Here is a 20,597-nt window from a genome sequence, read left to right on the forward strand (position 1 = left end):
TGCGACGAAGGTCTTTACGAGGCCGTCGAAAGCGTTGCAGCCAGATCTGCCAGCCACCCGCGATCTGCGGGCACCCAGTCGATGTCGGCCAGTTCTTCCGCCGTCACCCAGCGCAGCGCCCGATGGTCGTGCGGGTGGGGCTCGCCGCGGATCAGCTGCACCCGGTACGCCCGCAGCGTCGTGGTGTCGTTCAGCGATATGTCATCGCCGAGCCGATCCCGCACCGCGACGTCACCGACGTCGAGACCCAACTCCTCGGCCAGTTCGCGGGCCAGAGCCTCCGGCTCGGTTTCGCCGGGCGCGACCTTACCGCCGGGGAGTTCCCAGCGGCCGGCCAACTCCGGCGGCCGGACGCGTTGCGCGACCAAGACGGTGGAATCACGGATGACGGCCCCGGCGACGACGAACTGGGTCGGCATGGCTGGGTCAGCCGCCCACTGCGCCCCGAACCGCTTCGACGAACGCGCGCAGATCGCGTTCTGCGTTCCCGAAGCGCGCCGGCCAGCGCGTCAACCTCAAGTCCGTGACGCCTGCTTTCGCCTGAGCGGCCGCGTCCGCGGCAACAGCAGCCAGATCCGGTCGGTCGTCGGCGTCGGCCGGTACTCGCAGTGAGCCGGTGATGCCGAACCCATGCGGGTCCCCGCCGGCACTTTCGACCGCCGCGCGCATCCGGCCGATTCCGTCGGCGATGTCGCGGGCGTCCTGACCCCAAGGGATCCAATACTTTCCGAACTGCGCCAGCCTGCGGGCGACCGCACGATTGACCGTCCCACTCACCCAAATCGGCACTCCCCCGGGCTGCAGCGGTTTGGGCATCATGTGGATCCGATCGAAGGTCAGCCCTGGCGAGGCGTAGCTGACCTCGTCCTCCCGCCACAACCGGGTGCACACCTCGAGCGTTTGATCCAGGATGGCCCCGCGCTTGCCGAAATCGACTCCTACCACGTCGTATTCCTCGCGCTGCCAGCCGACGCCCACCCCGAGGTCGACCCGGCCACCCGATAAAACATCCAGCGTGGCAACGGTTTTCGCGAGAACGGCGGCGGGGCGCAGCGCAGCGAGCAGGATGTTGGTGCCCAACCGGATGCGTTCGGTGCGCGCCGCGAGGTAGGTCAGCACGGTGAGCGGCTCCAACCAGTGCCCGTCCGGCCCGGTGGGCTGGCGGCCGCCGGCCGTTCCTCCCACCCCGGGGTCGGCGTACGCGTCCATGTGCATGCCGAACGCGATGTGCTCGGAAACGAGCACGCGGTCGAACCCGCTGCCCTCCAGCACGTGCGCCCAGTCGGTGAGGTGCTCCCAGCTGGCCGGCGCCTCGGCCGAAAACGAGGGGATTCCCATCGAGAGCTGTATCGGGGCCATGCGGCAGGTTAACCGATCGGCACCTGCCGGCCGCCGACCGCGTCGACGGTCGACAACCCGCGATCGGTGACGCGAAAGCTACTTGCGCAGCGTGAACTGGTTGACGTCGATGTAGCCTGCCCGGAATGCTCGGGCGCAGCCGGTCAGGTACTTCATGTATCGCTGGTAGACCTCTTCGGACTGAATCCTGACGGCCTCACTGTGGTGTTCTTCCAAGGCCAGGGCCCAGCGGTCGAGCGTCCTCGCGTAATGCAGCTGTAGCGACTGCCGACGGCTCAGGTTGAATCCGGCCTTCGAGGCGTGGAACTCGACCATCTCGATCGGCGGCAACTGGCCGCCGGGGAAGATCTCGGTGCCGATGAACTCGGTGAAGCTGCTCAACTCTTCGGTCATCGGCAGGCCGCGTTCGACCATCTGCTGCGGCGTCAGCATGGTGATCGTGTGCAGCATCATCACCCCGTCGCCGGGCAGGATGCGGTAGGCCAGCTCGAAGAAATCGTCGTAACGGTCGTAGCCGAAATGCTCGAACGCCCCGATGGAGACGATCCGGTCGACGGGTTCGTCGAACTGCTCCCAGCCTTGCAGCAGCACTCGCCTGCTGCGCGTGGTGTCCATGTCGTCGAGGAGCTTTCGCACGTGGGCGGCCTGGTGCTCCGACAACGTCAAGCCGATGACGTTCACGTCGTACTTGTCGACCGCGCGGCGAATCGTGCTGCCCCAGCCGCAGCCGACCTCGAGCAAAGTCATACCGGGCCGCAGACCCAGCTTGCCCAGTGACAGGTCCACCTTGCGGATCTGCGCCTCTTCGAGGGTGATGTCGCGCAGCCGATCGAAATAGGCGCAGCTGTAGGTCATCGTGGGGTCGAGGAACAGCCGGAAGAAGTCGTCGGACAAGTCGTAGTGTGCCTGCACTTCCTCGAAGTGCGGCGTCAGCTTCTCAGGCATGGCGGCTCCCCGCCTTTCTAGACTTTGAGCCATTTTAGGGGTTCACGAGGTGGCCGTCGCGCTGGTTCACCACGGCTTCGGTGTAAACGCTCGTGTCAGCGTCGTCAAGGCGCCGGCCCGACGCGCGGCGGTACGTTAAGAGGTATGGCTGTGTTAACGGATGAACAAGTGGATGCCGCCCTGCCCGACCTCGACGGCTGGGAGCGTACCGACGGGGCATTGCGCCGCTCGATCAAGTTCGAAAGCTTCCTCGCCGGCATCGACGCGGTGCGCCGGGTGGCCGAGCACGCCGAGAGCAAGGACCATCATCCAGATATCGATATCCGTTGGCGGACAGTGACTTTCGCGCTGGTCACGCACTCCGAAGGCGGTATCACCAAGAACGACGTCGAGATGGCGCGCGAGATCAACGGGATAGTCGCGGGCTAGCCCAGTGACGACGCCGCAGGCGTTTGCGATTGCCGGGCGGCCGCCGGATCGGACCCGGCGACACCTCGTTTGCCAGAGGCCGCAATGACAATCAGCGTTGCCACTGCCGCCACCGTGTAAACCAGCCCGGCCCAGGCCAGATACCAGGGCCGGCCGATCTGCCAGATGTTGGGCTGAGCGAAGAGCAGCAACCACGGCACGCCGACGATGGTCAGCGCCAGCCAGCCCCAGCCCGCACTCCGCACGCCGGGTCGCTCGCGCAACGGTCCGTGAATCAACCACATCATCAGCGGCACCAGCCACACCCAGTGATGGGTCCACGAGATGGGCGACATCAGCAGCCCGAACAACTCGACTACCAGCAACTTGCCGAGCCGATCCGAGGAGCCCAGGGCGCGCCACGCCAGCACCGCCAATACCGCCGTGACGGCGATGGCGACCACGACCGGCGGGCCGAAGCCGGCGTCGTGGCCCAGGATCCGGGAAATGCCGCCGCGCCACGACTGATTGATCGACGTCGCGATGGGTCCCACCCGATGAGCGTCGCCGAGTAGGTCGGTGAAGTAGTAGCGAGTCTGATCGCCGACGATCAACGTCGATACCGCGACGGTGGCAAAGAAGACGACTGCCGAAAAGGCCGCCGCGCCGAACCGCCGGACGCCGACGAGATAGACACCCGCGATGGCGGGAGTCAGCTTGATCCCCGACGCCACGCCGACCAACAGCCCCGACAGCCACCAGCGCGTGGTGTAGATCGCCCAGAGCACCGCCAACATCAGAAACACGTTGATCTGCCCGTAGTCGAAGTTGTTGCGCAGCGGCTCGATCCAGATGGTGACCGCCGTCCACGCCATCGCGACCCGGTGACCGGTGCCGGCGGGGACACCGAGCAAGCGCTGGCTGATCCGAATCGAGCCGTACAACGCCGCCAGCATGGCGACCTGCCACAGAAATCCGGCCAGGCCGAACGGCAGCAGGTGCAACGGGTAGAAGACGATCGCCGCGAACGGCGGATATGTGAACGGCAGCGGGAAGTCCGGCGTGTGCTCGTCGTACACGAAGCTGTACAGGGTGCCGGGGTGGTCGAGCGCGGCCGCGCCGCCGAGATAGACATGCAGGTCGACGAAGTTTGCGCCGTTCGGCCCCAGGTACGTCACGGCGAGTCGCGCGGCGATGCTCGCGACCAACAGCAGCGGCGCGGCGGAGCTGATCAGACTCGCCAGCCGCCGGGACAGGGGTGCCGCCGGGGCGGCCGGATTGGTGTCTACCCGGCTGACTTTAGCGATCACGACGGGCGCTGTGGTGTTGTCCGTCGTCACCGCCGCCGCGCGCATAGTCACGGACTTTGCCCACGATCCGCACTTGGTGGCGACTGCGCAACCGTCTGGTCACCGCCGCCACTCGTATCGGTAACGATCAAATAAATGCCACACGTGTCACTTGAGTCCCATCAGCATCAAAGTAGCTTCGGCTCCGTCACCTGTTGTCGATCCCTTGGGGGAGCAATGCCAACCATCTGGACTTATGCGAAAGCCGCCGCCGTTGTCGTCGGTTCGTCCGCCGCCCTACTGACGGGCGGAATCGCCCACGCCGACCCCGCGCCGGTCCCCGACCCCGGCCTGCAGAACATCCCGCAGCAGTTGATCGCCTCGGCGGCCAACGCTCCGCAGATTCTGCAAAACCTGGCCACCGCCCTCGGCGCACAGCCGCCGCAGGCACCGGCCCAGCCCGGTATCACCTTCCCGGGCCTGAGCTCGGCCGCACAGGCACCCGCGGCGTCTGCCCCGGCGGGTATCCCGTCGATTCCGGGACTCACGCCGGCCGCGACCGCACCGACCGCCCCGTCGGCGGCCAGCCCGACGATCCCCGGACTCGGCTCGATCCCCGGATTGGGACAGACGACACCGGCCGCTCCCGCGGCTCCGGCGAGTTCCGGCATCCCCGGGCTGAGTTCGATCCCGGGCCTGACGGCGCCGACGGCACCCGCATCCGCCGCACCGGCCTCGTCACCGCTGTCCCAGGTGGCCAACGTGAACATGCCGGCGCTGCCCGGCCTGCCATTGAATGTGCCGCCGAAGCTGTCGCTTCCGGGCGACCTGCCGGCGCTGGCCACCGGCGCCGTCCCGGGGGCAGCGGCGGCTGCGGCCGCACCTGCGCCGGCGCCGCTGACGCCGCCGTCGCTGTTCTCCGCCCTGCCCTGAGCAGTCTGTTAAACGGCTAATCCACTACCGAAGGACGAGGACATCGTGGCAAGCACCTGGAATCTGTCCAAAGGTTTGGCAGCCGTCGTCACGGCATCGGCTGCCGCGTTCGGGTTCTGCCCGAGCGCGGCGGCCGATCCGGCGGCACCGCAGCCGACACCCCAACCCAACGTGGCCCCGGGGCTACCCGGCCTGCCCGCGTTGTCGCAGCTGAGTCCCATCATTCAGCAAGCGGCGGGCGATCCGGCCCAAGCGACCCAGCTGCTGATGGCCGCCGCGCAGGCGTTTACCCATAACCAGTCGGCGCCCACCGAATCGAAGAACGTGGCCGCGTCGGTGAATCAATTCGTTCAGGAACCGGGTGCCCCGGTTCCCGGTGCCCCGGCCCCGGCGCCTGACGCCGCGCCCTCCGAGCACGTACCCGGGGTCGGCGTCGTACCGGGCGCCCAGGCACACCTGCCGACCGGCATCGACCCGGCCCACGCCGCTGGCCCGGCCCCGGTGGCCGCTCCCCCGGCCGGCACGCCGCATGCTGCCGCACCGGCGGCCGCACCCGGTCCGGGCCCTGCTCCTGCTCCTGAGGCCGCACCCGGTCCGGGCCCTGCTCCTGCTCCTGAGGCCGCACCCGCACCGGGCCCGGCGCCCGCTCCGGTTGCCGCCCCGGCACCCGCGCCGGCTGCCGCAGCCGCGCCGGCACCGGCCCCTTCGCCCGGCGCGCCGGCGCCGGGCTACGCCCCAGGCTCCCCGATTACGCAGGACTTCATGTATCCCTCGATCGGCAGCAACTGCCTCGCCGACGGCAGTAGCTCAATAGCGGCAGCGCTGTCGGTGGCCGGGCCTGCCACGATTCCGCTGCCCGGCCCCCAAGCCGGGCAGACCGCCTACGTGTTCACCGCGGTCGGCACGCCAGGACCCGCCGAGGTACAGAAGCTGCCGCTGAATGTCACGTGGGTGAACCTGACGACAGGCAAGTCGGGCACGGTGACGCTGAAACCGCGCACCGACATCAATCCCGACGGGCCAACGACATTGACCGGGATCGCCGACACCGGTTCGGGCAGCATCATGTCGACGATCTTCGGTCAGGTCACCACCAAAGAAAAGCAGTGCCAGTTCCTGCCCACCATCGGCTCAACCGTGGTGCCGTAACGCCAACCGGCACCCGTATCTGCGGGGTCGGCTAGTACGCCATGAACAGAATTGCGTCGCGGTCGTACTCCAGGCCCGGATGAACACTGGAAAGATGAGACTGGGTCAGCTCGACCAGCTCATCCTCGTCCTTGCCGACGATGGCTTCTCCACACGGACACGTGATGTGTGTCTTCACGATGGCGCCTTCCCTTCTGACGACCTTCTACTTCGCCGCCTTGGCTGCTGCTTTCATCTGCTTTTTATACGCTCGCACTTTCCCCATCGATTGGTCGTCGACGATATCGGCGACGGAGATGTGCGAACCGGCCTGACCGAAGTCGCCGGCGGCGGCGCGCCAACCCTTCGGGGTCACGCCGTACTGCTTGCCCAGCAAGGCCAAAAAGATCTGCGCCTTCACGTCGCCGAAGCCGGGCAATCCCTTGATCCGCCGCAGCAGCTCGTCGCCGTCGGGGTCACCGGCGGTCCACAGTCCGGCCGCGTCGCCGTCGTAGCGCTCCACGATGATCTGCGCCAGCGTTTGGATCCGCTTGGCCATCGACCCCGGAAAGCGGTGGATCGCAGGCTTTTCCGAACACAGCGCGGCGAACTTGTCCGGATCGTAGTCGGCGATTTCGGCGGCTGAAAGGGTCGGGAAGCTGCCCATCCGGTCCGCGATCTTCTTCGGTCCCGCGAATGCGGTCTCAAATGTGACTTGCTGGTCCAGCACCATCCCGATGAGCAGGGCCAGCGGATCGTCGGCCAGCAGCTTGTCGGCCTCAGGATCTTGGGCGAGGCAAAGTTTCACTGTCAACGACCAACCTTTCGCTGAACGCCCTACGGGGATGACGCATCAGTTCAGAGACTAACCGTCGGGTTATCGTGGCGGGGTGGTGGATGAGGCGAAGTTGGCACTGATGCTGGCCCGCGACGAACTGCATCAGCTCGTCACTGCGTATTGCCGGGCCGTCGACCGCGCCGATTATGCAGCGCTGCGCGGCCTGTACCACCCGGAGGCAACCGACTCGCACGGCTCCTTCTCGACCGGCGGCATCGAAGCGTTCATCGCACAACTACAGGCGGCACAACCGTATGTGCGTGTCTCCCAACACAACATCACCACCACGAACTTCGTGGTCGAGGGCGACGGGGCCCGCGGCGAGATCTACTGCCTGGTGTTCCACACCTTCGCCGGGCCCGAGCACGACATCGACGTCATCATCGGCGGCCGGTACCTGGACACCTACATCAAGTACGACGGCCACTGGAAGTTCCTCCAACGGACCATCGTGGCGGATTGGGCATACCAAAACGACCCGTCCCAAGTGGACTTCGGACATCCCAGCACCCGAGGGAGCCTGCGCGGCAAACCGGGCCAGGCAGACCCGTCGGTTGGCCTATTCGCCCCGTCTCAAGGCTGAAATACCTTGTCGGACAATGATTATCCGCCGCTCTTACGACGGAATTCCCGACGGTTGCCCGCGGCGCCCTGCGCCCGCGATTGCTTGCCGCCACCGTCTCTGTGGTCGGCTCCGCCCGACGACTTGGCCGTCTTGCGCTCCAGGGCTTCGCGGAACTTGCGCTTGGTCTCGTCCTCCGCCTCCGCGGGCGTAGCGTCTTTTCCGGAGTTCGATTCAGCCATACCGGCAGCCTAGCCCGACTACCGCTTACCCGGCGGCATGCCGTACAGGTGGGAGATCGGCAGCGCAAGCACCACCCGACGATCGGTGACCATCGCCTGCCGGTACTCGTCCCAATCCGGATGCTCACCGGCGATATTGCGATACAACGCAATCAGCGCTTCGACGGTGTCGTCGTCGGGCGCGGCGGCCGGGGGCGTCAGTTCGGCGGTGCCCTCGGCCACGGCATACGACCAGCCGTCGTCGGAGTCGACCAGGATCGACGCCCTGGGGTCGCGGCGCAAGTTGCGGGTCTTGGCGCGCGGCTCGGTGATCGACACCCGAATCACCAACTCCCGCGGGTCGAAGTGGTAACTCACATTCGACAGTTGCGGGCGCCCGTCGCCTTTGATCGTGGCCAGCACCCCGAGGGAGTTCCCTTTGATCAGTGCCAGCAGCTTGTCATCGAAGACTTGGCGTCCCATGCCCAAAGACTACGTCGCTCTGGTGCAATCGGATGGTGACCAAGTACGCGGTTCTCCTGCGCGGCGCCAACGTCGGCGGCGTCAATCTCAAAATGGCCGAGGTGGCCACGGCCCTGACTGACGCGGGCTTCTCCGCCGTGCACACCATCCTGGCCAGCGGCAACGTCTTGCTGGAGTCGTCCGCCAAAGCTCCCGCAGTGCGCAAGGAAGCCGAAACCGCCCTGCGCGAACGGTTCGGTTACGACGCGTGGGTGCTCGCCTACGACGTCGATGCGCTGCGTGCCCTCGTCGAGGCCTATCCGTTCGAGCCGGAGGTCGACGGGTACCAGTCCTATGTCACGTTCGTCGCCTCGCCCGACGGCGGGACCGCCGTGCTCGACGAGCTCACCGCGCTGGCCGCCGACGCCGGACCCGACGAGAACATCAGCCGCGGTGACGGCGTCATCTACTGGCAGGTGCCCAAGGGCAGCACGCTGGACAGCACGATCGGCAAGACGATGGGCAAGCCGCGGTACAAATCGTCGACCACGACGCGCAACCTGCGCACGCTGGGCAAACTATTGCGCTGATGCTCGTGCCAGACGTCGGTAAGGTTTGCCTCGATGACCTCTGCCCAAGAACCTGGAAAAGAGAAGGTCTCCCTCGAAGGCGTCTCCGAGACTGCGCTGCTGACGCTGAGCGCGCGGGCCACCGAAGCGCGCCGCCCCGATGCGCTGCTCGATGATCCGATGGCGATCGCGCTGGTCGACTCGATTGACTACGACTTCGCAAAATTCGGCCGGCCCCGCCAGGACATCGCGCTGCGCGCGCGGCTCTTCGACACCCAGGCGGTGACGTACCTGGCGCAGCACCCGGCCGCCACCGTGGTAGCGCTGGCCGAGGGCCTGCAAACCAGCTTCTGGCGATTGGACGCTGCTCTTCCGGAGGGCCAATTCCGTTGGCTGACAATCGATTTACCCGAAGTCATCGATGTTCGGACTCGCCTGCTGCCGGCCTCGCCGCGGGTATCGGTCTGCGCCCAGTCGGCCCTGGACTACAGCTGGATGGACTCGGTGGACCCGTCCGGCGGGGTGTTCATCACCGCCGAGGGGCTGCTGATGTATCTGGAACCCGAGCAGGCGATGGCGCTGATTGCACAGTGCGCCAGCCGATTTCCCGGCGGACGGATGATCTTCGACCTGCCTCCGGCCTGGTTCGTCAAGGTGAGCCAGCGCGGTATGCGAACCTCGCGACGCTACAAGGGGCCGCCGTTGCCGTTCGGCCTGTCGGTTGCCCAGGCGGCCGACCTGGTGAACACCGTGCCGGGTGTGCGCGCGGTGCACTCGCTGCGGCTGCCACCGGGACGCGGTCGGGTGTTCAACGCCGCGGTATCGCTCGTCTATCGCACACGTCTTTTGGACGCGCTGCGGCCGTGCTTGACGCTGCTGGAATTCGGCTAGCGGGAGTCCTCGTCGGGCACTGCCTCGATGTAGCGCAGCGCGTCGGCCTTCCCCAGCCCGAGTCCGCGGGCAACGTGGACGTACTCGCGGGCCGCGGCGGCCATCGCCGCGTCGGTCGGGTCGTAGCGGGCAATGAAAGTGCCGAAGCGGCCGCGAGTTTCGACAATGGCCGCTGTCTCCAGCTCACGGTAGGCGCGCGCGACCGTATTGACGGCCACTCCGAGTTGCCCGGCCAGCTCGCGCACCGTCGGCAAGCGGGAGCCGGGCGGCAACGCGCCTTCCCGCACGCCATCGATGACCTGCGTCCGGAGCTGGTCGAACAGCGGCCGGCCGCCCTTGAGGTCGACCCGTAGCCATTCGCCCAGCTCCACGTATCCAGTATTACCCCACCCACCGCTATCTTGGTGGCATGCGAGTGACGGTGCTCAGCGGCGCAGGGATTTCCGCCGAAAGCGGAGTGCCGACTTTTCGCGACGACAAGAATGGATTGTGGGCCCGTTTCGACCCCTACGAACTGTCCAGCACCCAGGGCTGGCTCGATAATCCCGAGCGGGTGTGGGGATGGTATCTGTGGCGGCACTACCTGGTGGGCACCGTCGAACCCAATGACGGTCATCGGGCCATCGCCGCGTGGCAGGACTACGCCGAGGTCAGCGTCGTCACCCAGAACGTCGACGACTTGCACGAACGCGCAGGAAGCACCACGGTGCACCACCTCCACGGCAGTCTTTTCGAATTCCGTTGCGCGAGTTGCGGTTCGCCCTACACCGACGCCCTGCCCGAGATGCCCGAACCGGCACTCGAGGTGCAACCGCCGCGGTGTCCCCGCTGCGGCGGGCTGATCCGGCCCGACATCGTGTGGTTCGGCGAGCAGCTGCCTGAAGAACCGTGGCGGCGGGCGGTGCAGGCAACCGAGGGGGCCGACGTGATGGTCGTCGTGGGGACCTCGGCAATCGTCTATCCGGCCGCCGGCCTCGCCGATCTTGCGTTGTCGCGCGGCACCGCCGTGATCGAGGTCAATCCCGAGCCCACACCGCTGTCCGACAGTGTCACCCTCAGCATCCGCGAGCCGGCGGGTCGGGCATTGCCGGGCCTGCTGCAGCGGCTGCCCGCCCTGCTGAAGTAACGCCCGGTGTTACGGCCTGCGCGCCCGCCCGAGCAACAGCTCCGAGACCGGCATCGGCGACCAGGCGGGCAGCGTCCACTCCCGCCGGGACGCGTTCACTTCGAACCCGGCAGCGACAATCGTCCGTTCGGTATCGCGATGGGTGTGGCAATTCCCCAGGAACCGGGGCCAGACCGTCGCGTCGGCGAACCGTTGCAGCCGCCCCCGCATCCCGGCGCTGGCCACGTGCTCGAGGTAGCGCAACTCCCCGCCCGGCCGAAGTAGCGAGTACAGCCGCCGCAGCACCATCGCGGGGTCGCGCACCGAGCACAGCACCAGGGAGCACACCACCGCGTCGAACGCCTGACCGCCGCGGAACTCCTCCACCGTCTCGTTGGTCAGGACCACCGGAACGTGCGCCGCCGCGGCGGCGGCCTGCGCCCGCGCTGCCAGTCGCGGCTCGGGCTCCATCGCCACCACCTGTACGACGGACGAGGGGTAGTTGGGGAAGTTCGTTCCGATACCCGCCCCGACTTCAAGCACCCGGCCCGACAATCCGGCCACGTTCTCCCGGCGCAACGCCCGGACCGCCTCCGTCTCGTGAGCTGCGGCAACCGGCCAGACCCGCGCGAAAAAAGGGTTGTCGCACGGTGCTGTTACTGCTGTTGTCACATCCCCACCTTCCGAACCCGAACGGGCATCAGCATAAGGTCCGACGAAATCCGCGACTGTCGATCCGTAGCTTGGCTACCAACATTGCCCCCCGGCATGCGCCACGCCTAGCCGATTTTCGTCACCGTGTCGCCGACCGGATACCCGTTGTGCTCCACCGAAATCGCGATCGGTTCGATCGGCGCGGCCGGTTCGGCCGCTCCCTCGCTGATGCCGAACCGCTCGTGCAGCCACACCAACGGCCTGGGCGCCCACCAGTTCCAGCGGCCCATCACATGCATGAAGGCCGGAACCAGGACCATCCGAACCAGGGTCGCGTCCACCAACACGGCCAGGGTCAGGCCCAGACCGAACATCCGCATGAACGACACGTGGGCGGCGATCAGCGCCGCGAACGACATCGACATCACCAATGCGGCCGCGGTGATCACCCGGCCCGTGCGCGCCACGCCGTGCGCCACCGCCTCGTCGTTGGCGGCGTGCGCCTCTTTGGCGGTCGACTTCGCCGGCCGCAACTGCAGCCAGTACTCGCGGATCCGGGAGATCAGGAACACCTCGTAGTCCATCGACAAGCCGAATGCGATGCAGAACAACAGCACCGGCATGTTCGCCACCAGGGTGCCGCTCGGCGTCGTTCCCAGCGCGCCGAGATGGCCGTCCTGGAAGATCCACACCAGCGCGCCGAACGCCGCGGTCAGCGAGAGCACATTGCATATCAGCGCCTTCAGCGGCAACACCACGCTGCCGGTCAGCAAGAACAGCAGGATGAAGGTGATCACGGCCATCACGCCCAGCACCATCGGAAGGCGATCCGTCACCGCATCGACGCTGTCGCGGTTCACCTGCGCTACGCCGGCCATCTCCACGGCGCGGCCGCCCGGTCCGGGCACCTGGTGCAACCGGCTGAGCTGGGTGTCGTTCGCTTGCGAGAACAGCGGCGCCGTGCTGCTCACGGTCAGCAAAGCAGTGCCATCGACCAGCCCGGTCGCCGCGACCGGCGGGCCCACCCGATCGCCGCCCACGAACGTCCCGGTCGGGTCGGTTACCGCCGACACATCGGGCACCCGCGACAATTCGGCAGCATACTTGTCGAGATCCGCCGGGCTCAGGCCGCGGGCATCGGGCACGGCGATGGGCACCACCGTTGCGGAATCGTGCGCGAAGCCGGTGCGCAGTCGATCACCGACTTGATGCGACGACGACGAAGTGGGCAGCACCCGATCGTCGGGAAAGCCCCACTTCACCGACAGGAACGGAAGCCCGAGCAGCAGCAGAAGGGCGACGACAGCCAGCCCGACCGGCAGCCAACGGCGCATCACGAACTTGCTCGACCGGTACCAGAACAGCTGCTCGACCGGCTTGTGCACGGGTTCGGCGCGGCCCAGCATTCGCCGTACCAGCCGGCGCACGTCCCAGGCATCCAGCCGGGGACCCAGCAGCACGATTGCGGCCGGGGTCAGCACGATGGACGCGGTCGCGACGAAGGCCACCGTGGCCACCCCGGCGTAGGCAAACGACTTCAGGAAATACATCGGGAACAGCGCCGTCGCCGACATCGACAACGCCACGGTGACCGCGGAGAACAGCACGGTGCGCCCGGAGGTGGCCATGGTCCGGATTAGTGCCTCGTCTCGGTCGCTGCCCTCGGCCAGCTCGTCGCGATAGCGACTGAGGATCAACAGCGTGTAGTCGATGGCCAATGCCAGGCCCAAGGCGGTGCTCAGGTTGAGCGCGAAGATCGATACTTCGGTGGTGTACGTGACGAGCCGCAGTACCGTCATCGAGCCGACGACGGCCAGCGCGCCGAGCGCCATCGGCAACACCGCCGCCAGCACCCCGCCGAACACCCAGACCAGCACCAGGAAGCTCAGCGGTATCGCGATGATCTCCATCAGTAAGAGGTCTTCTTGGTTCTGCGAGTTGATCTGGGCATATTCCATCGCCGAGCCCCCGGCCCGGACGGTGACGCCGTCACGATCGTGCACGAACTGGTCGCCCAGGGTCTGGGCGTTTTTCTGCGCGTCGTTCTCGCCGCCTTTGAGGTTGACCACGATCAACCCGGACTTGCCGTCTTTGCTCATCAGATCGGCGGCGGCCTGCGGCGGTGCGGTCCAGGCCGAGGACACGTTGTAGACCAGGGGCGAGTGCTGCAGCTGGTCAACGAGGTCGGTGCCCACCTTGCGGGCCGGATCGCTGTTGGCGCCCGCGGGCGCGGTGACCAAGATCAGCATCTGCTGACCGCTCTGCCCGAACTTGTCACCCAACACCGCGATGGCGTGCGCGGACTCGGAGTTCGGGTCCTGGAAACCGCCGGGGGCCAAGCTCTTGGCGACCGGGATGCCGAAGACCGCCGCGGCGATGAAGACCAGGACCCCGACCGCGCCGATTCGGCGCGGCGCGGCGATGGCGAACCGAGCGATCCTTGGCAGCATCTATGCTTCCTCCCCCGGTGGCGATCCCGCGGGGGGCGCACCATATTCGCGGTAACCTAGCCGCGGTAAGAGACAGGTGTCAAACAACTCCATACCGAGGTACGGGATGAGCGCCCGAATGGTTCGACGCGGTTTCAAACCCGCCAACATTAAGAGTCCGGCAAGAAAAATGGGCGCTACCTAAGCTGCTCACGGACCAAATCCGGCACTACACGCCTGGCGAACCTACTGGCGAGTAAATTGCCACGATTTTCCGAATCGTGACTCAAAGATTCCTTAATGGTTGCTCTTAAGCTCAGTGTCATGTGGATCGACGACTCGAGTGCGGACGTCATCAAGGTTGACTTCGAGGCTCTCTACCACGGCGACGTGTTGGTGGAAGGCGAGACCTCGGAGCAGTTTGACGAATGGCAACCGCTACCTAACGCAAGCTGACCATCATGAGCTTGCTCGCGCGGCTTCTGATGGCCGAACCCTCAGTCTCTCGTTGGTTCCGACGATCTCATTGATCTTGTTGCCAACAAAAACCCCCGCCTCGGCGGGGGTTTTTGTGTACCGATCCGAAAACGGGTCTCAGCGCGGCGCCATGCGGATGGCGCCATCGAGGCGGATGACCTCGCCGTTGAGCATCGGGTTCTCCACGATGTGCACGGCCAGCGCGCCGTACTCGTCGGGATCGCCCAGCCGGGCGGGGTGCGGCACCTGCTTGCCCAGCGACTTCTGCGCCTCCTCGGGCAGCGAACCCAGCAACGGGGTCTTGAACAATCCCGGCGCGATGGTCACCACGCGAATGAGCTCGCGCGACAGGTCCCGGGCGATCGGCAGGGTCATGCCGACCACGCCGCCCTTGGACGCCGAGTAGGCGGCCTGGCCGATCTGACCGTCGAACGCGGCGACCGAGGCGGTGTTGATGATGACGCCCCGCTCTTGTTTGTCCGAGGGGCCGACGGGCTCGGTCTTGGCGATGCGCTCGGCGGCCAACCGCAGCACGTTGAAGGTGCCGATCAGGTTGACCCCGACCACCTTCTTGAACGCGTCCAGCGGGAACGGGCCGTCCTTGGACAGCGTCTTGATGGCGTTACCGATGCCCGCGCAGTTGACGTTGATCCGCAGCGGGCCCAGCGACTCGGCCACGTCGAGCGCGCTGCCGACGCCGGCCTCATCGGTGACGTCGCTCTCGACGAAGCGGGCGCGGTCGCCCAGTTCGCGGACGGCGTCTTCGCCCCGCAGATCGATCACCACCACTTGTGCGCCCGCGTCGAGGAGCCGTTTGGTGGTGGCCAGGCCCAGGCCTGACGCGCCTCCGGTGACGACGGCAACCGCGTCCTTGATCTCCATCCGAGTCCTTTCGTGCTGCGATCCTGCCGACCAACTTGTTGGTCGGGGACTATACCCAGTCGTTGAGGACGTCCTGGACGTCGGCCACCGGCACCGCCTGGCGCGGTGTATCGGGCGCGGTCCGGGAAAACCGCGGGGCCGCCCGGGGCTGCAGACCACCATTGACTTCATAGAAGGTGTTTCGCTCGGTGATGTGCGGCTCCGTCTGCACCTCGCCGAAGGCCAGCACCGGCGTGACGCAGGCGTCGGAGTCGGCGAACACCTTGGCCCAGTGGTCCCGGTCGTGGCGGGCGAAGGTGTCGGTGAACACCGCCCGCAGCTCGGGCCAGCGACCGACATCGTTCTGCGGCGGCAGGTCGGCGGCGTCCAGGCCCAGCCCGGCCAGCATGGCCGCGTAGAACTGCGGTTCGATGGCACCGACCGCGACGTAGCGCCCGTCGGCGCACTCGTAGGTGTCATAGTAGGGCGCGCCGCTGTCCAGCATGTTGGTGCCGCGTTCGTCGGACCACATCCCGGAGCTGCGCATCTGCCACATCATCTGAACCAGCACGCTGGAGCCGTCCACCATCGCCGCGTCGACCACCTGACCCTTGCCGGAGCTCTGCCGCTCCCACAGCGCGGACAGGATCCCGACCAGCAGGAACATTGAGCCGCCGCCGAAGTCGCCGACCAGGTTCAGCGGCGGCACCGGCCGCTCGCCCGCCCGGCCGATGGCGTGCAGGATCCCGTTCAGCGAGATGTAGTTGATGTCATGGCCCGCCTGCTGGCTGCGCGGGCCGGCCTGGCCCCATCCGGTCATTCGGGCGTAGATCAGGCGGTCGTTGACCTTCGCGCAGTCCTCGGGGCCCAGGCCCAGCCGCTCGGTGACGCCGGGGCGATAGCCCTCGATCAAGACGTCGGCCTTGGCGATCAGGTCCAGGACAAGTTGGTGTCCTTCACCGGACTTGAGGTCGGCGGCCACGATCCGGCGGTTGCGGCTCATCGCGTCCTTCACAACCCCGCCGGCGCTCCCGGGCCGATCGACGCGCACCACGTCGGCCCCCAGATCTCCCAGAATCATCGCGGCATGGGGCCCCGGCCCGATGCCCGCCAGCTCCACGACCCGCAATCCATTGAGTGGTCCCGACATGATCCACCCACCTTTCGTCTGCTCTGACGCGCGTCAACCCGGTCGTTGAGATCTTCGCAGCCGCCCGTTGCGGCCGCGCAACCCGGTCGGTTCCGCGGTCGTTAGGGTGAGTTCATGCCGGAATCCGCCATCGAAAGCCTCACTCCCGTCACGGGCCTCGACGTCGCCGTCTCCGACGGCGTGCTGTCGGTGACGATCGACCGGCCGGACAGCCTCAACTCGGTGAACACGCCGATATTGGCAGGGATCGCCGACGCGATGGAACACGCGGCCACCGATCCGGATGTCAAGGTGGTGCGCCTCGGCGGCGCGGGTCGCGGCTTCTGCTCCGGTGCGGGCATGGGCGCCGACGACCTCGCCGGCGGTGGCCCGGGCACCGAGATCATCACGCAAGCCAACCGCGCCATTCGGGCCATCACCGCCTTGCCCCGACCGGTCGTCGCGATCGTCCAGGGTCCGGCGGCCGGCATCGGCGTTTCCCTGGCGCTGGCCTGTGACGTCGTACTGGCTTCGGAGAAGGCATTTTTCATGCTCGCGTTTACCAAGATCGGGTTGATGCCCGACGGCGGCGCCTCGGCTTTGGTCGCTGCGGCGATCGGCCGAATCCGCGCGATGCGCATGGCGCTGCTGGCTGAACGGTTGCCGGCAGCCGAGGCGTTGTCGGCCGGCCTGGTCTCCGCGGTCTACCCGGCCGCGGACTTCCAAGCCGAAGTCGACAAGGTGATCGCGCAACTGGTGGCCGGCCCCGCGGTGGCCTACGCCAAGACGAAGGACTCGATCAACGCCGCCACCCTGACCGAGTTGGACGCCGCCCTGGAGCGCGAATTCCAGGGTCAGGCCGGATTGCTGCGCTCACACGACTTCAAAGAGGGCGCAACGGCGTTCCAGCAGCGCCGCACTCCCAGCTTCAGCGACCGCTAGGTAGCCAGGCGCTTACTTTCGGCCGAACCGGCAATCCTCGTGATGTCAGTTCCGAATAACTGACATAACGAAGGGAAACAATGGCCGAACAGCTGCGCTGTCTGGTGACCGGGGCGACCGGCTACATCGGCGCTCGATTGGTGCCTCGCTTGCTCGACGAAGGTCACCGCGTGCGCGCGCTGGCCCGCGACCCGGGCAAGCTGACGGACGTGCCGTGGCGCGAGCAGGCCGAGGTGGCACGCGGTGACCTGGCCGACGTCGAATCGTTGATCGAAGCGTTCGCCCGCATCGACGTCGTCTACTACCTGGTCCACTCGATGGGGACGTCGAAGAATTTCGCCGACGAAGAGAGCCGCTCGGTTCGCAACGTCGTGACGGCGGCGCGTCGCACCGGAGTGCGTCGAGTGGTGTACCTGAGCGGGCTGCATCCCGACGGCACCGGGCTCTCGCCGCACCTCGAATCGCGCAAGGCTGTCGGCGATGCGCTGATCGACTCAGGCGTCGAGGCGGTGGTGCTGCAGGCCGGCGTGGTCATCGGGTCGGGGTCGGCATCGTTCGAGATGATCCGGCACCTCACCGACCGGTTGCCGGTAATGACCACGCCGAAGTGGGTGCGCAACAGAATCCAGCCCATCGCGGTGCGCGACGTGCTCTACTACCTGGTCGCCGCGGCCACCGCACCGGTGCCGTCCTCGCGAACCTGGGATGTGGGCGGCCCCGACGTGTTGGAATACGGCGACATGATGCGCGTCTACGCCGACGTCGCGGGCCTGCGCCGGCGCTACCTGTTCGTGCTGCCGTTTTTGACGCCGTCGATCGCCAGCCTCTGGGTGGGGACGGTGACCCCGATTCCCTCCGGTTTAGCGCGCCCGCTGATCGAATCGCTGGAATGCGATGCGGTGATGCGTAATTCGGAGATCGACACGATCATCGCGCCACCGCCGGGTGGCCTGACCGGTTACCGCCGGGCCGTCGAGTTGGCGCTCAACCGGGCCGCGCGGGGTCTGCCCGAGGCCAGCTGGGACTCGTCGCACTCCGAACCGGCCGAATCGCTGCCCAGCGATCCGGACTGGGCGGGCGAAGTCGTTTATACCGACGAGCGAACGGCATCGACAACTGCAGGGCCCGAAGAAGTCTGGACGGCAGCGGAAAAGGCCGCCCCTCACAACCGACGGTGGACCGTGGCGGAGCGCGAACCCGGGACCACGTTGCGGCTGCGCTCCCGGATGCGCGCCAGGGGTACGGCGTGGCTGGAATTGACGGTCACGCCGCAAGACGGCGGCGGCAGCATATACACGCAGCGGGCGACCTTTGTCCCGGCCGGCCTCCCGGGGCGTGCGTACTGGTTCCTCGCCCGGCCGCTGCATGCCGTTACCCTGAGTGCGCTGGCCCGCAACGTGATTGGTGCCGCCCAGTAGCCGACGGCTAGACGCCGAACATCGGCGGCAACACCAGCACCATGATCAGCCCCCAGAAGAAGTGGGTCAGCATCGGCGCCAGGATCCCGCCGCTGGCCCGGCGCTCCAAGGCACACACGGTGCCGAGAATGACCGCGGCGAATCCGAGCATCGGGTTGCCGCTGGCCAGGGTCGCGCAGAGGTACAGCACGGTCGAAATCGCCACTGGCGCATGCCGACCCAGCGCGGTATACAGCGCGCCACGAAAGAACGCCTCCTCGGCGACGCCGTTGATCAGAGTGATCGCCACGACCAGCCAAAACGACCCTTGATGGGCATATTGAAGGACGCGGGCGATCAGGGACGCCACGGCCGGAATCTCCCTGGCGACCAGGCCACCGACCACGAAGACTCCGCCGAGGACCAGACCGATGGCCGTACCGCTGATCACCGGGCGCTGATTGCGGCCGCGCCAGCAGATACCGCCCAGATGCAGCGGGCCGGAGAGAAACGCACCCGCGATCCACACGGCCGCCAACACCAGGGTCAGCCAATAGAAGTTCGAGTCACCCGGAGCGCGTCGCAGCGAAAAGCCAAGCACCACAGCGCCGATTACCAGGGTGAGCGCGACGACGACGCGGCGCCGCCGCACCGTGGAAGGCGATTCATGGTGTGGCACAGCGACGTTGGTAACGGCGCGACGCAGCTCCGAGTACACGCTGGTGTGGTATGGAGTGGTGACCTCGCTCATGCGATCCGTACCTTCGGGGTCCACGCGATCAAAAGGTCGAGCCCGGTCCGCAGTGCTCCCGCGATCGGGCCCGGCACCAAATTCACCAGTCCCAGGGAGGGCCGCGCGATGGGCAGGGTCACCGCCCAGGCGACCCGCTGGATCCGCAGCGCATCACCGCCGGCCCACGCCGGATCGGTGTCGGCGAGGTCGTGGGGATCGGCCAGCCCGTTGACGGGTCGCGGCGCGCGGCGGGCCAGACCCCGCAATGCCAGCTCGATGGCATCCTCGACGCCCAGCAGTCCGCCGGGCGGGTCGGGCACCCGACTGCGCAGGTCGCTCGCGGAGGCCACCATCGGATGATCCAGTGACTCGACCAAGTCTGAGGCCAATCCTTGCGGCACCGGAAGCGCGAAGCCCGTGATCAACGACGCCAGCGCCGGGTTGACCCACGGCACCCATACCGACGCATGCCACCTGCCGGCGATACGCGCATAGGTCTTCAGCAGATCCCGATACGACGTGGTGTCGGTCCCATGGATGTCGTAGGCCCCGGCCGGGACCCGGTCCGGATCGGCCGCGGCCACCAGGTAGTGCAGCACGTCCCGGATCGAGATCGGATCGATCGGGTTCTCCAGCCATTCCGGGATCGGAACGAACGGAAACCGGTCTCCCACGTAGCGCATCATCTCGAACGACGTCGATCCGGCGCCGATGATGATCGCCGCGCCCAGCCACACCAGTTCCGGACCGTCGGGCACCGTCAGGGCCTCGGCGACCTCGGCCCGGCTGGCCAGATGGTCGGACAGTCCCCCGCCGGCGGGCACGAACCCGCCCAGGTAGACGATGCGCCGCACCCCGGCGTCCCTGGCGGCGGCCGCGACATTGGCGGCCGCGGCCCGATCGGCGTCGCGGAAGTCGGGCTGGCCGATCGCGTGCACCAGGTAATAGATGACGTCGACCGGGCCCGCGGCGTCCATCGCCGCCTGGGCCGAGACGGGGTCGGACGCATCGAGGCGGACCGGCGCAACGTCGTCGTACCAGCCGAACCGCTTGAGACGCTTCGGGTTTCGTGTGGCGGCAAGCACCTGGTGTTGGTCCGCGAGCAGCGCTGTGACCAGCCGCGATCCCACGTAGCCCGTCGCGCCGGTGACCAGAATTCGCATATCCTTGACCCTATCCCGGACGGGGCCCGTCTAAACCAGATGCCAGGAATGACCAGTGGTCATAATCGCAGTTTAGTTGGGGTGAACTAACCAACTTACGGT

General features: G+C 67.1%; 25 protein-coding genes. 10 read left to right on the plus strand and 15 right to left on the minus strand.

The window, feature by feature from the left end:
- Positions 1 to 14 precede the first annotated feature (14 nt).
- The 3 genes from OK015_RS23350 to OK015_RS23360 all read right to left on the minus strand — a co-directional run bounded on the left by OK015_RS23350 (position 15) and on the right by OK015_RS23360 (position 2,304).
- Positions 15 to 419 carry a (deoxy)nucleoside triphosphate pyrophosphohydrolase gene (locus OK015_RS23350; RefSeq protein WP_268126518.1) on the minus strand — a complete coding sequence of 135 codons (405 nt, stop codon included), beginning with the start codon at positions 417 to 419 and terminating at the stop codon, positions 15 to 17.
- 7 nt (positions 420 to 426) lie between these two features.
- The gene (locus OK015_RS23355; protein ID WP_268126520.1) at positions 427 to 1,359 is read right to left on the minus strand and encodes a TIGR03619 family F420-dependent LLM class oxidoreductase; all 933 of its coding nucleotides are present in this window, start codon (positions 1,357 to 1,359) and stop codon (positions 427 to 429) included.
- Positions 1,360 to 1,437: 78 nt separating this feature from the next.
- Complete coding sequence (locus tag OK015_RS23360; protein ID WP_268126521.1) at positions 1,438 to 2,304, minus strand: cyclopropane mycolic acid synthase family methyltransferase; 867 nt, start codon at positions 2,302 to 2,304, stop codon at positions 1,438 to 1,440.
- 144 nt (positions 2,305 to 2,448) lie between these two features.
- On the opposite strand from OK015_RS23360, the gene OK015_RS23365 reads away from it, so the two are divergent.
- Positions 2,449 to 2,733: a 4a-hydroxytetrahydrobiopterin dehydratase gene (locus OK015_RS23365; RefSeq protein ID WP_268126523.1), complete on the plus strand. Its 285-nt coding sequence runs from the start codon at positions 2,449 to 2,451 to the stop codon at positions 2,731 to 2,733.
- On the opposite strand, the gene OK015_RS23370 is transcribed toward OK015_RS23365, so the two are convergent.
- Positions 2,730 to 4,067: a mannosyltransferase gene (locus OK015_RS23370; RefSeq protein WP_268133026.1), complete on the minus strand. Its 1,338-nt coding sequence runs from the start codon at positions 4,065 to 4,067 to the stop codon at positions 2,730 to 2,732. The genes OK015_RS23365 and OK015_RS23370 overlap by 4 nt on opposite strands.
- A gap of 171 nt (positions 4,068 to 4,238) precedes the next feature.
- On the opposite strand from OK015_RS23370, the gene OK015_RS23375 reads away from it, so the two are divergent.
- Positions 4,239 to 4,934 (plus strand): hypothetical protein, encoded by a 696-nt coding sequence (locus OK015_RS23375; RefSeq protein ID WP_268126526.1) that lies wholly within the window; start codon positions 4,239 to 4,241, stop codon positions 4,932 to 4,934.
- A gap of 45 nt (positions 4,935 to 4,979) precedes the next feature.
- Complete coding sequence (locus OK015_RS23380; protein WP_268126528.1) at positions 4,980 to 6,083, plus strand: Rv1157c family protein; 1,104 nt, start codon at positions 4,980 to 4,982, stop codon at positions 6,081 to 6,083.
- Between the two features lie 31 nt (positions 6,084 to 6,114).
- Here OK015_RS23380 and OK015_RS23385 read toward each other — a convergent pair whose 3' ends face one another.
- Together OK015_RS23385 and OK015_RS23390 are read right to left on the minus strand one after the other, a co-directional pair.
- Positions 6,115 to 6,261 carry a DUF1059 domain-containing protein gene (locus OK015_RS23385; protein ID WP_268126531.1) on the minus strand — a complete coding sequence of 49 codons (147 nt, stop codon included), beginning with the start codon at positions 6,259 to 6,261 and terminating at the stop codon, positions 6,115 to 6,117.
- Positions 6,262 to 6,288: 27 nt separating this feature from the next.
- Positions 6,289 to 6,870 carry an HhH-GPD-type base excision DNA repair protein gene (locus tag OK015_RS23390; RefSeq protein ID WP_268133028.1) on the minus strand — a complete coding sequence of 194 codons (582 nt, stop codon included), beginning with the start codon at positions 6,868 to 6,870 and terminating at the stop codon, positions 6,289 to 6,291.
- A 109-nt stretch (positions 6,871 to 6,979) separates the two neighbouring features.
- On the opposite strand from OK015_RS23390, the gene OK015_RS23395 reads away from it, so the two are divergent.
- Positions 6,980 to 7,483: a nuclear transport factor 2 family protein gene (locus OK015_RS23395; protein WP_326498558.1), complete on the plus strand. Its 504-nt coding sequence runs from the start codon at positions 6,980 to 6,982 to the stop codon at positions 7,481 to 7,483.
- Positions 7,484 to 7,503: 20 nt separating this feature from the next.
- On the opposite strand, the gene OK015_RS23400 is transcribed toward OK015_RS23395, so the two are convergent.
- Both OK015_RS23400 and OK015_RS23405 read right to left on the minus strand, forming a co-directional pair.
- Positions 7,504 to 7,704: a DUF5302 domain-containing protein gene (locus tag OK015_RS23400; RefSeq protein WP_268126537.1), complete on the minus strand. Its 201-nt coding sequence runs from the start codon at positions 7,702 to 7,704 to the stop codon at positions 7,504 to 7,506.
- A gap of 18 nt (positions 7,705 to 7,722) precedes the next feature.
- Positions 7,723 to 8,166 (minus strand): PPOX class F420-dependent oxidoreductase, encoded by a 444-nt coding sequence (locus OK015_RS23405; protein WP_268126540.1) that lies wholly within the window; start codon positions 8,164 to 8,166, stop codon positions 7,723 to 7,725.
- 35 nt (positions 8,167 to 8,201) lie between these two features.
- Here OK015_RS23405 and OK015_RS23410 point away from each other — a divergent pair, with 35 nt between their 5' ends.
- Both OK015_RS23410 and OK015_RS23415 read left to right on the plus strand, forming a co-directional pair.
- Positions 8,202 to 8,735 carry a DUF1697 domain-containing protein gene (locus OK015_RS23410; protein ID WP_268126543.1) on the plus strand — a complete coding sequence of 178 codons (534 nt, stop codon included), beginning with the start codon at positions 8,202 to 8,204 and terminating at the stop codon, positions 8,733 to 8,735.
- A gap of 33 nt (positions 8,736 to 8,768) precedes the next feature.
- Positions 8,769 to 9,605, plus strand: coding sequence for a class I SAM-dependent methyltransferase (locus tag OK015_RS23415; RefSeq protein ID WP_268126545.1), 837 nt, complete (start codon positions 8,769 to 8,771; stop codon positions 9,603 to 9,605).
- Here the strand turns inward: OK015_RS23415 and OK015_RS23420 are convergent.
- The gene (locus OK015_RS23420; protein WP_036470905.1) at positions 9,602 to 9,976 is read right to left on the minus strand and encodes a GntR family transcriptional regulator; all 375 of its coding nucleotides are present in this window, start codon (positions 9,974 to 9,976) and stop codon (positions 9,602 to 9,604) included. The genes OK015_RS23415 and OK015_RS23420 overlap by 4 nt on opposite strands.
- Before the next feature lie 38 nt (positions 9,977 to 10,014).
- Between OK015_RS23420 and OK015_RS23425 the strand changes: the two genes are divergently transcribed.
- Positions 10,015 to 10,731, plus strand: a complete 717-nt coding sequence (locus OK015_RS23425) for an SIR2 family NAD-dependent protein deacylase (protein WP_268126551.1) — start codon at positions 10,015 to 10,017, stop codon at positions 10,729 to 10,731.
- A 9-nt stretch (positions 10,732 to 10,740) separates the two neighbouring features.
- Here the strand turns inward: OK015_RS23425 and OK015_RS23430 are convergent, their stop codons facing one another.
- Both OK015_RS23430 and OK015_RS23435 read right to left on the minus strand, forming a co-directional pair.
- Positions 10,741 to 11,382: a class I SAM-dependent methyltransferase gene (locus tag OK015_RS23430; RefSeq protein ID WP_268126554.1), complete on the minus strand. Its 642-nt coding sequence runs from the start codon at positions 11,380 to 11,382 to the stop codon at positions 10,741 to 10,743.
- A 107-nt stretch (positions 11,383 to 11,489) separates the two neighbouring features.
- Positions 11,490 to 13,814 (minus strand): MMPL family transporter, encoded by a 2,325-nt coding sequence (locus tag OK015_RS23435; protein WP_268126556.1) that lies wholly within the window; start codon positions 13,812 to 13,814, stop codon positions 11,490 to 11,492.
- Between the two features lie 279 nt (positions 13,815 to 14,093).
- On the opposite strand from OK015_RS23435, the gene OK015_RS23440 reads away from it, so the two are divergent.
- Positions 14,094 to 14,249, plus strand: a complete 156-nt coding sequence (locus tag OK015_RS23440) for a hypothetical protein (protein ID WP_268133182.1) — start codon at positions 14,094 to 14,096, stop codon at positions 14,247 to 14,249.
- 138 nt (positions 14,250 to 14,387) lie between these two features.
- Here the strand turns inward: OK015_RS23440 and OK015_RS23445 are convergent, their stop codons facing one another.
- Entirely contained in the window at positions 14,388 to 15,152 is a 765-nt protein-coding gene (locus tag OK015_RS23445) for a 3-hydroxyacyl-CoA dehydrogenase (protein ID WP_268126558.1), read from the minus strand.
- 49 nt (positions 15,153 to 15,201) lie between these two features.
- Positions 15,202 to 16,281, minus strand: coding sequence for a CaiB/BaiF CoA transferase family protein (locus tag OK015_RS23450; RefSeq protein ID WP_268126560.1), 1,080 nt, complete (start codon positions 16,279 to 16,281; stop codon positions 15,202 to 15,204).
- Positions 16,282 to 16,395: 114 nt separating this feature from the next.
- On the opposite strand from OK015_RS23450, the gene OK015_RS23455 reads away from it, so the two are divergent.
- Together OK015_RS23455 and OK015_RS23460 are read left to right on the plus strand one after the other, a co-directional pair.
- Positions 16,396 to 17,202 (plus strand): enoyl-CoA hydratase, encoded by an 807-nt coding sequence (locus OK015_RS23455; protein WP_268126562.1) that lies wholly within the window; start codon positions 16,396 to 16,398, stop codon positions 17,200 to 17,202.
- A gap of 80 nt (positions 17,203 to 17,282) precedes the next feature.
- Positions 17,283 to 18,620, plus strand: coding sequence for a DUF2867 domain-containing protein (locus OK015_RS23460; RefSeq protein ID WP_268126563.1), 1,338 nt, complete (start codon positions 17,283 to 17,285; stop codon positions 18,618 to 18,620).
- A 7-nt stretch (positions 18,621 to 18,627) separates the two neighbouring features.
- Here the strand turns inward: OK015_RS23460 and OK015_RS23465 are convergent, their stop codons facing one another.
- Both OK015_RS23465 and OK015_RS23470 read right to left on the minus strand, forming a co-directional pair.
- Complete coding sequence (locus tag OK015_RS23465; RefSeq protein WP_268126564.1) at positions 18,628 to 19,350, minus strand: CPBP family intramembrane glutamic endopeptidase; 723 nt, start codon at positions 19,348 to 19,350, stop codon at positions 18,628 to 18,630.
- Positions 19,347 to 20,495, minus strand: a complete 1,149-nt coding sequence (locus OK015_RS23470) for an NAD(P)H-binding protein (protein WP_268126565.1) — start codon at positions 20,493 to 20,495, stop codon at positions 19,347 to 19,349. The genes OK015_RS23465 and OK015_RS23470 overlap by 4 nt, the downstream gene beginning before the upstream one ends.
- Between the last annotated feature and the right edge of the window lie 102 nt (positions 20,496 to 20,597).

It is taken from the genome of Mycobacterium sp. Aquia_216 (assembly GCF_026723865.1).
Classification (GTDB): Bacteria; Actinomycetota; Actinomycetes; order Mycobacteriales; family Mycobacteriaceae; genus Mycobacterium.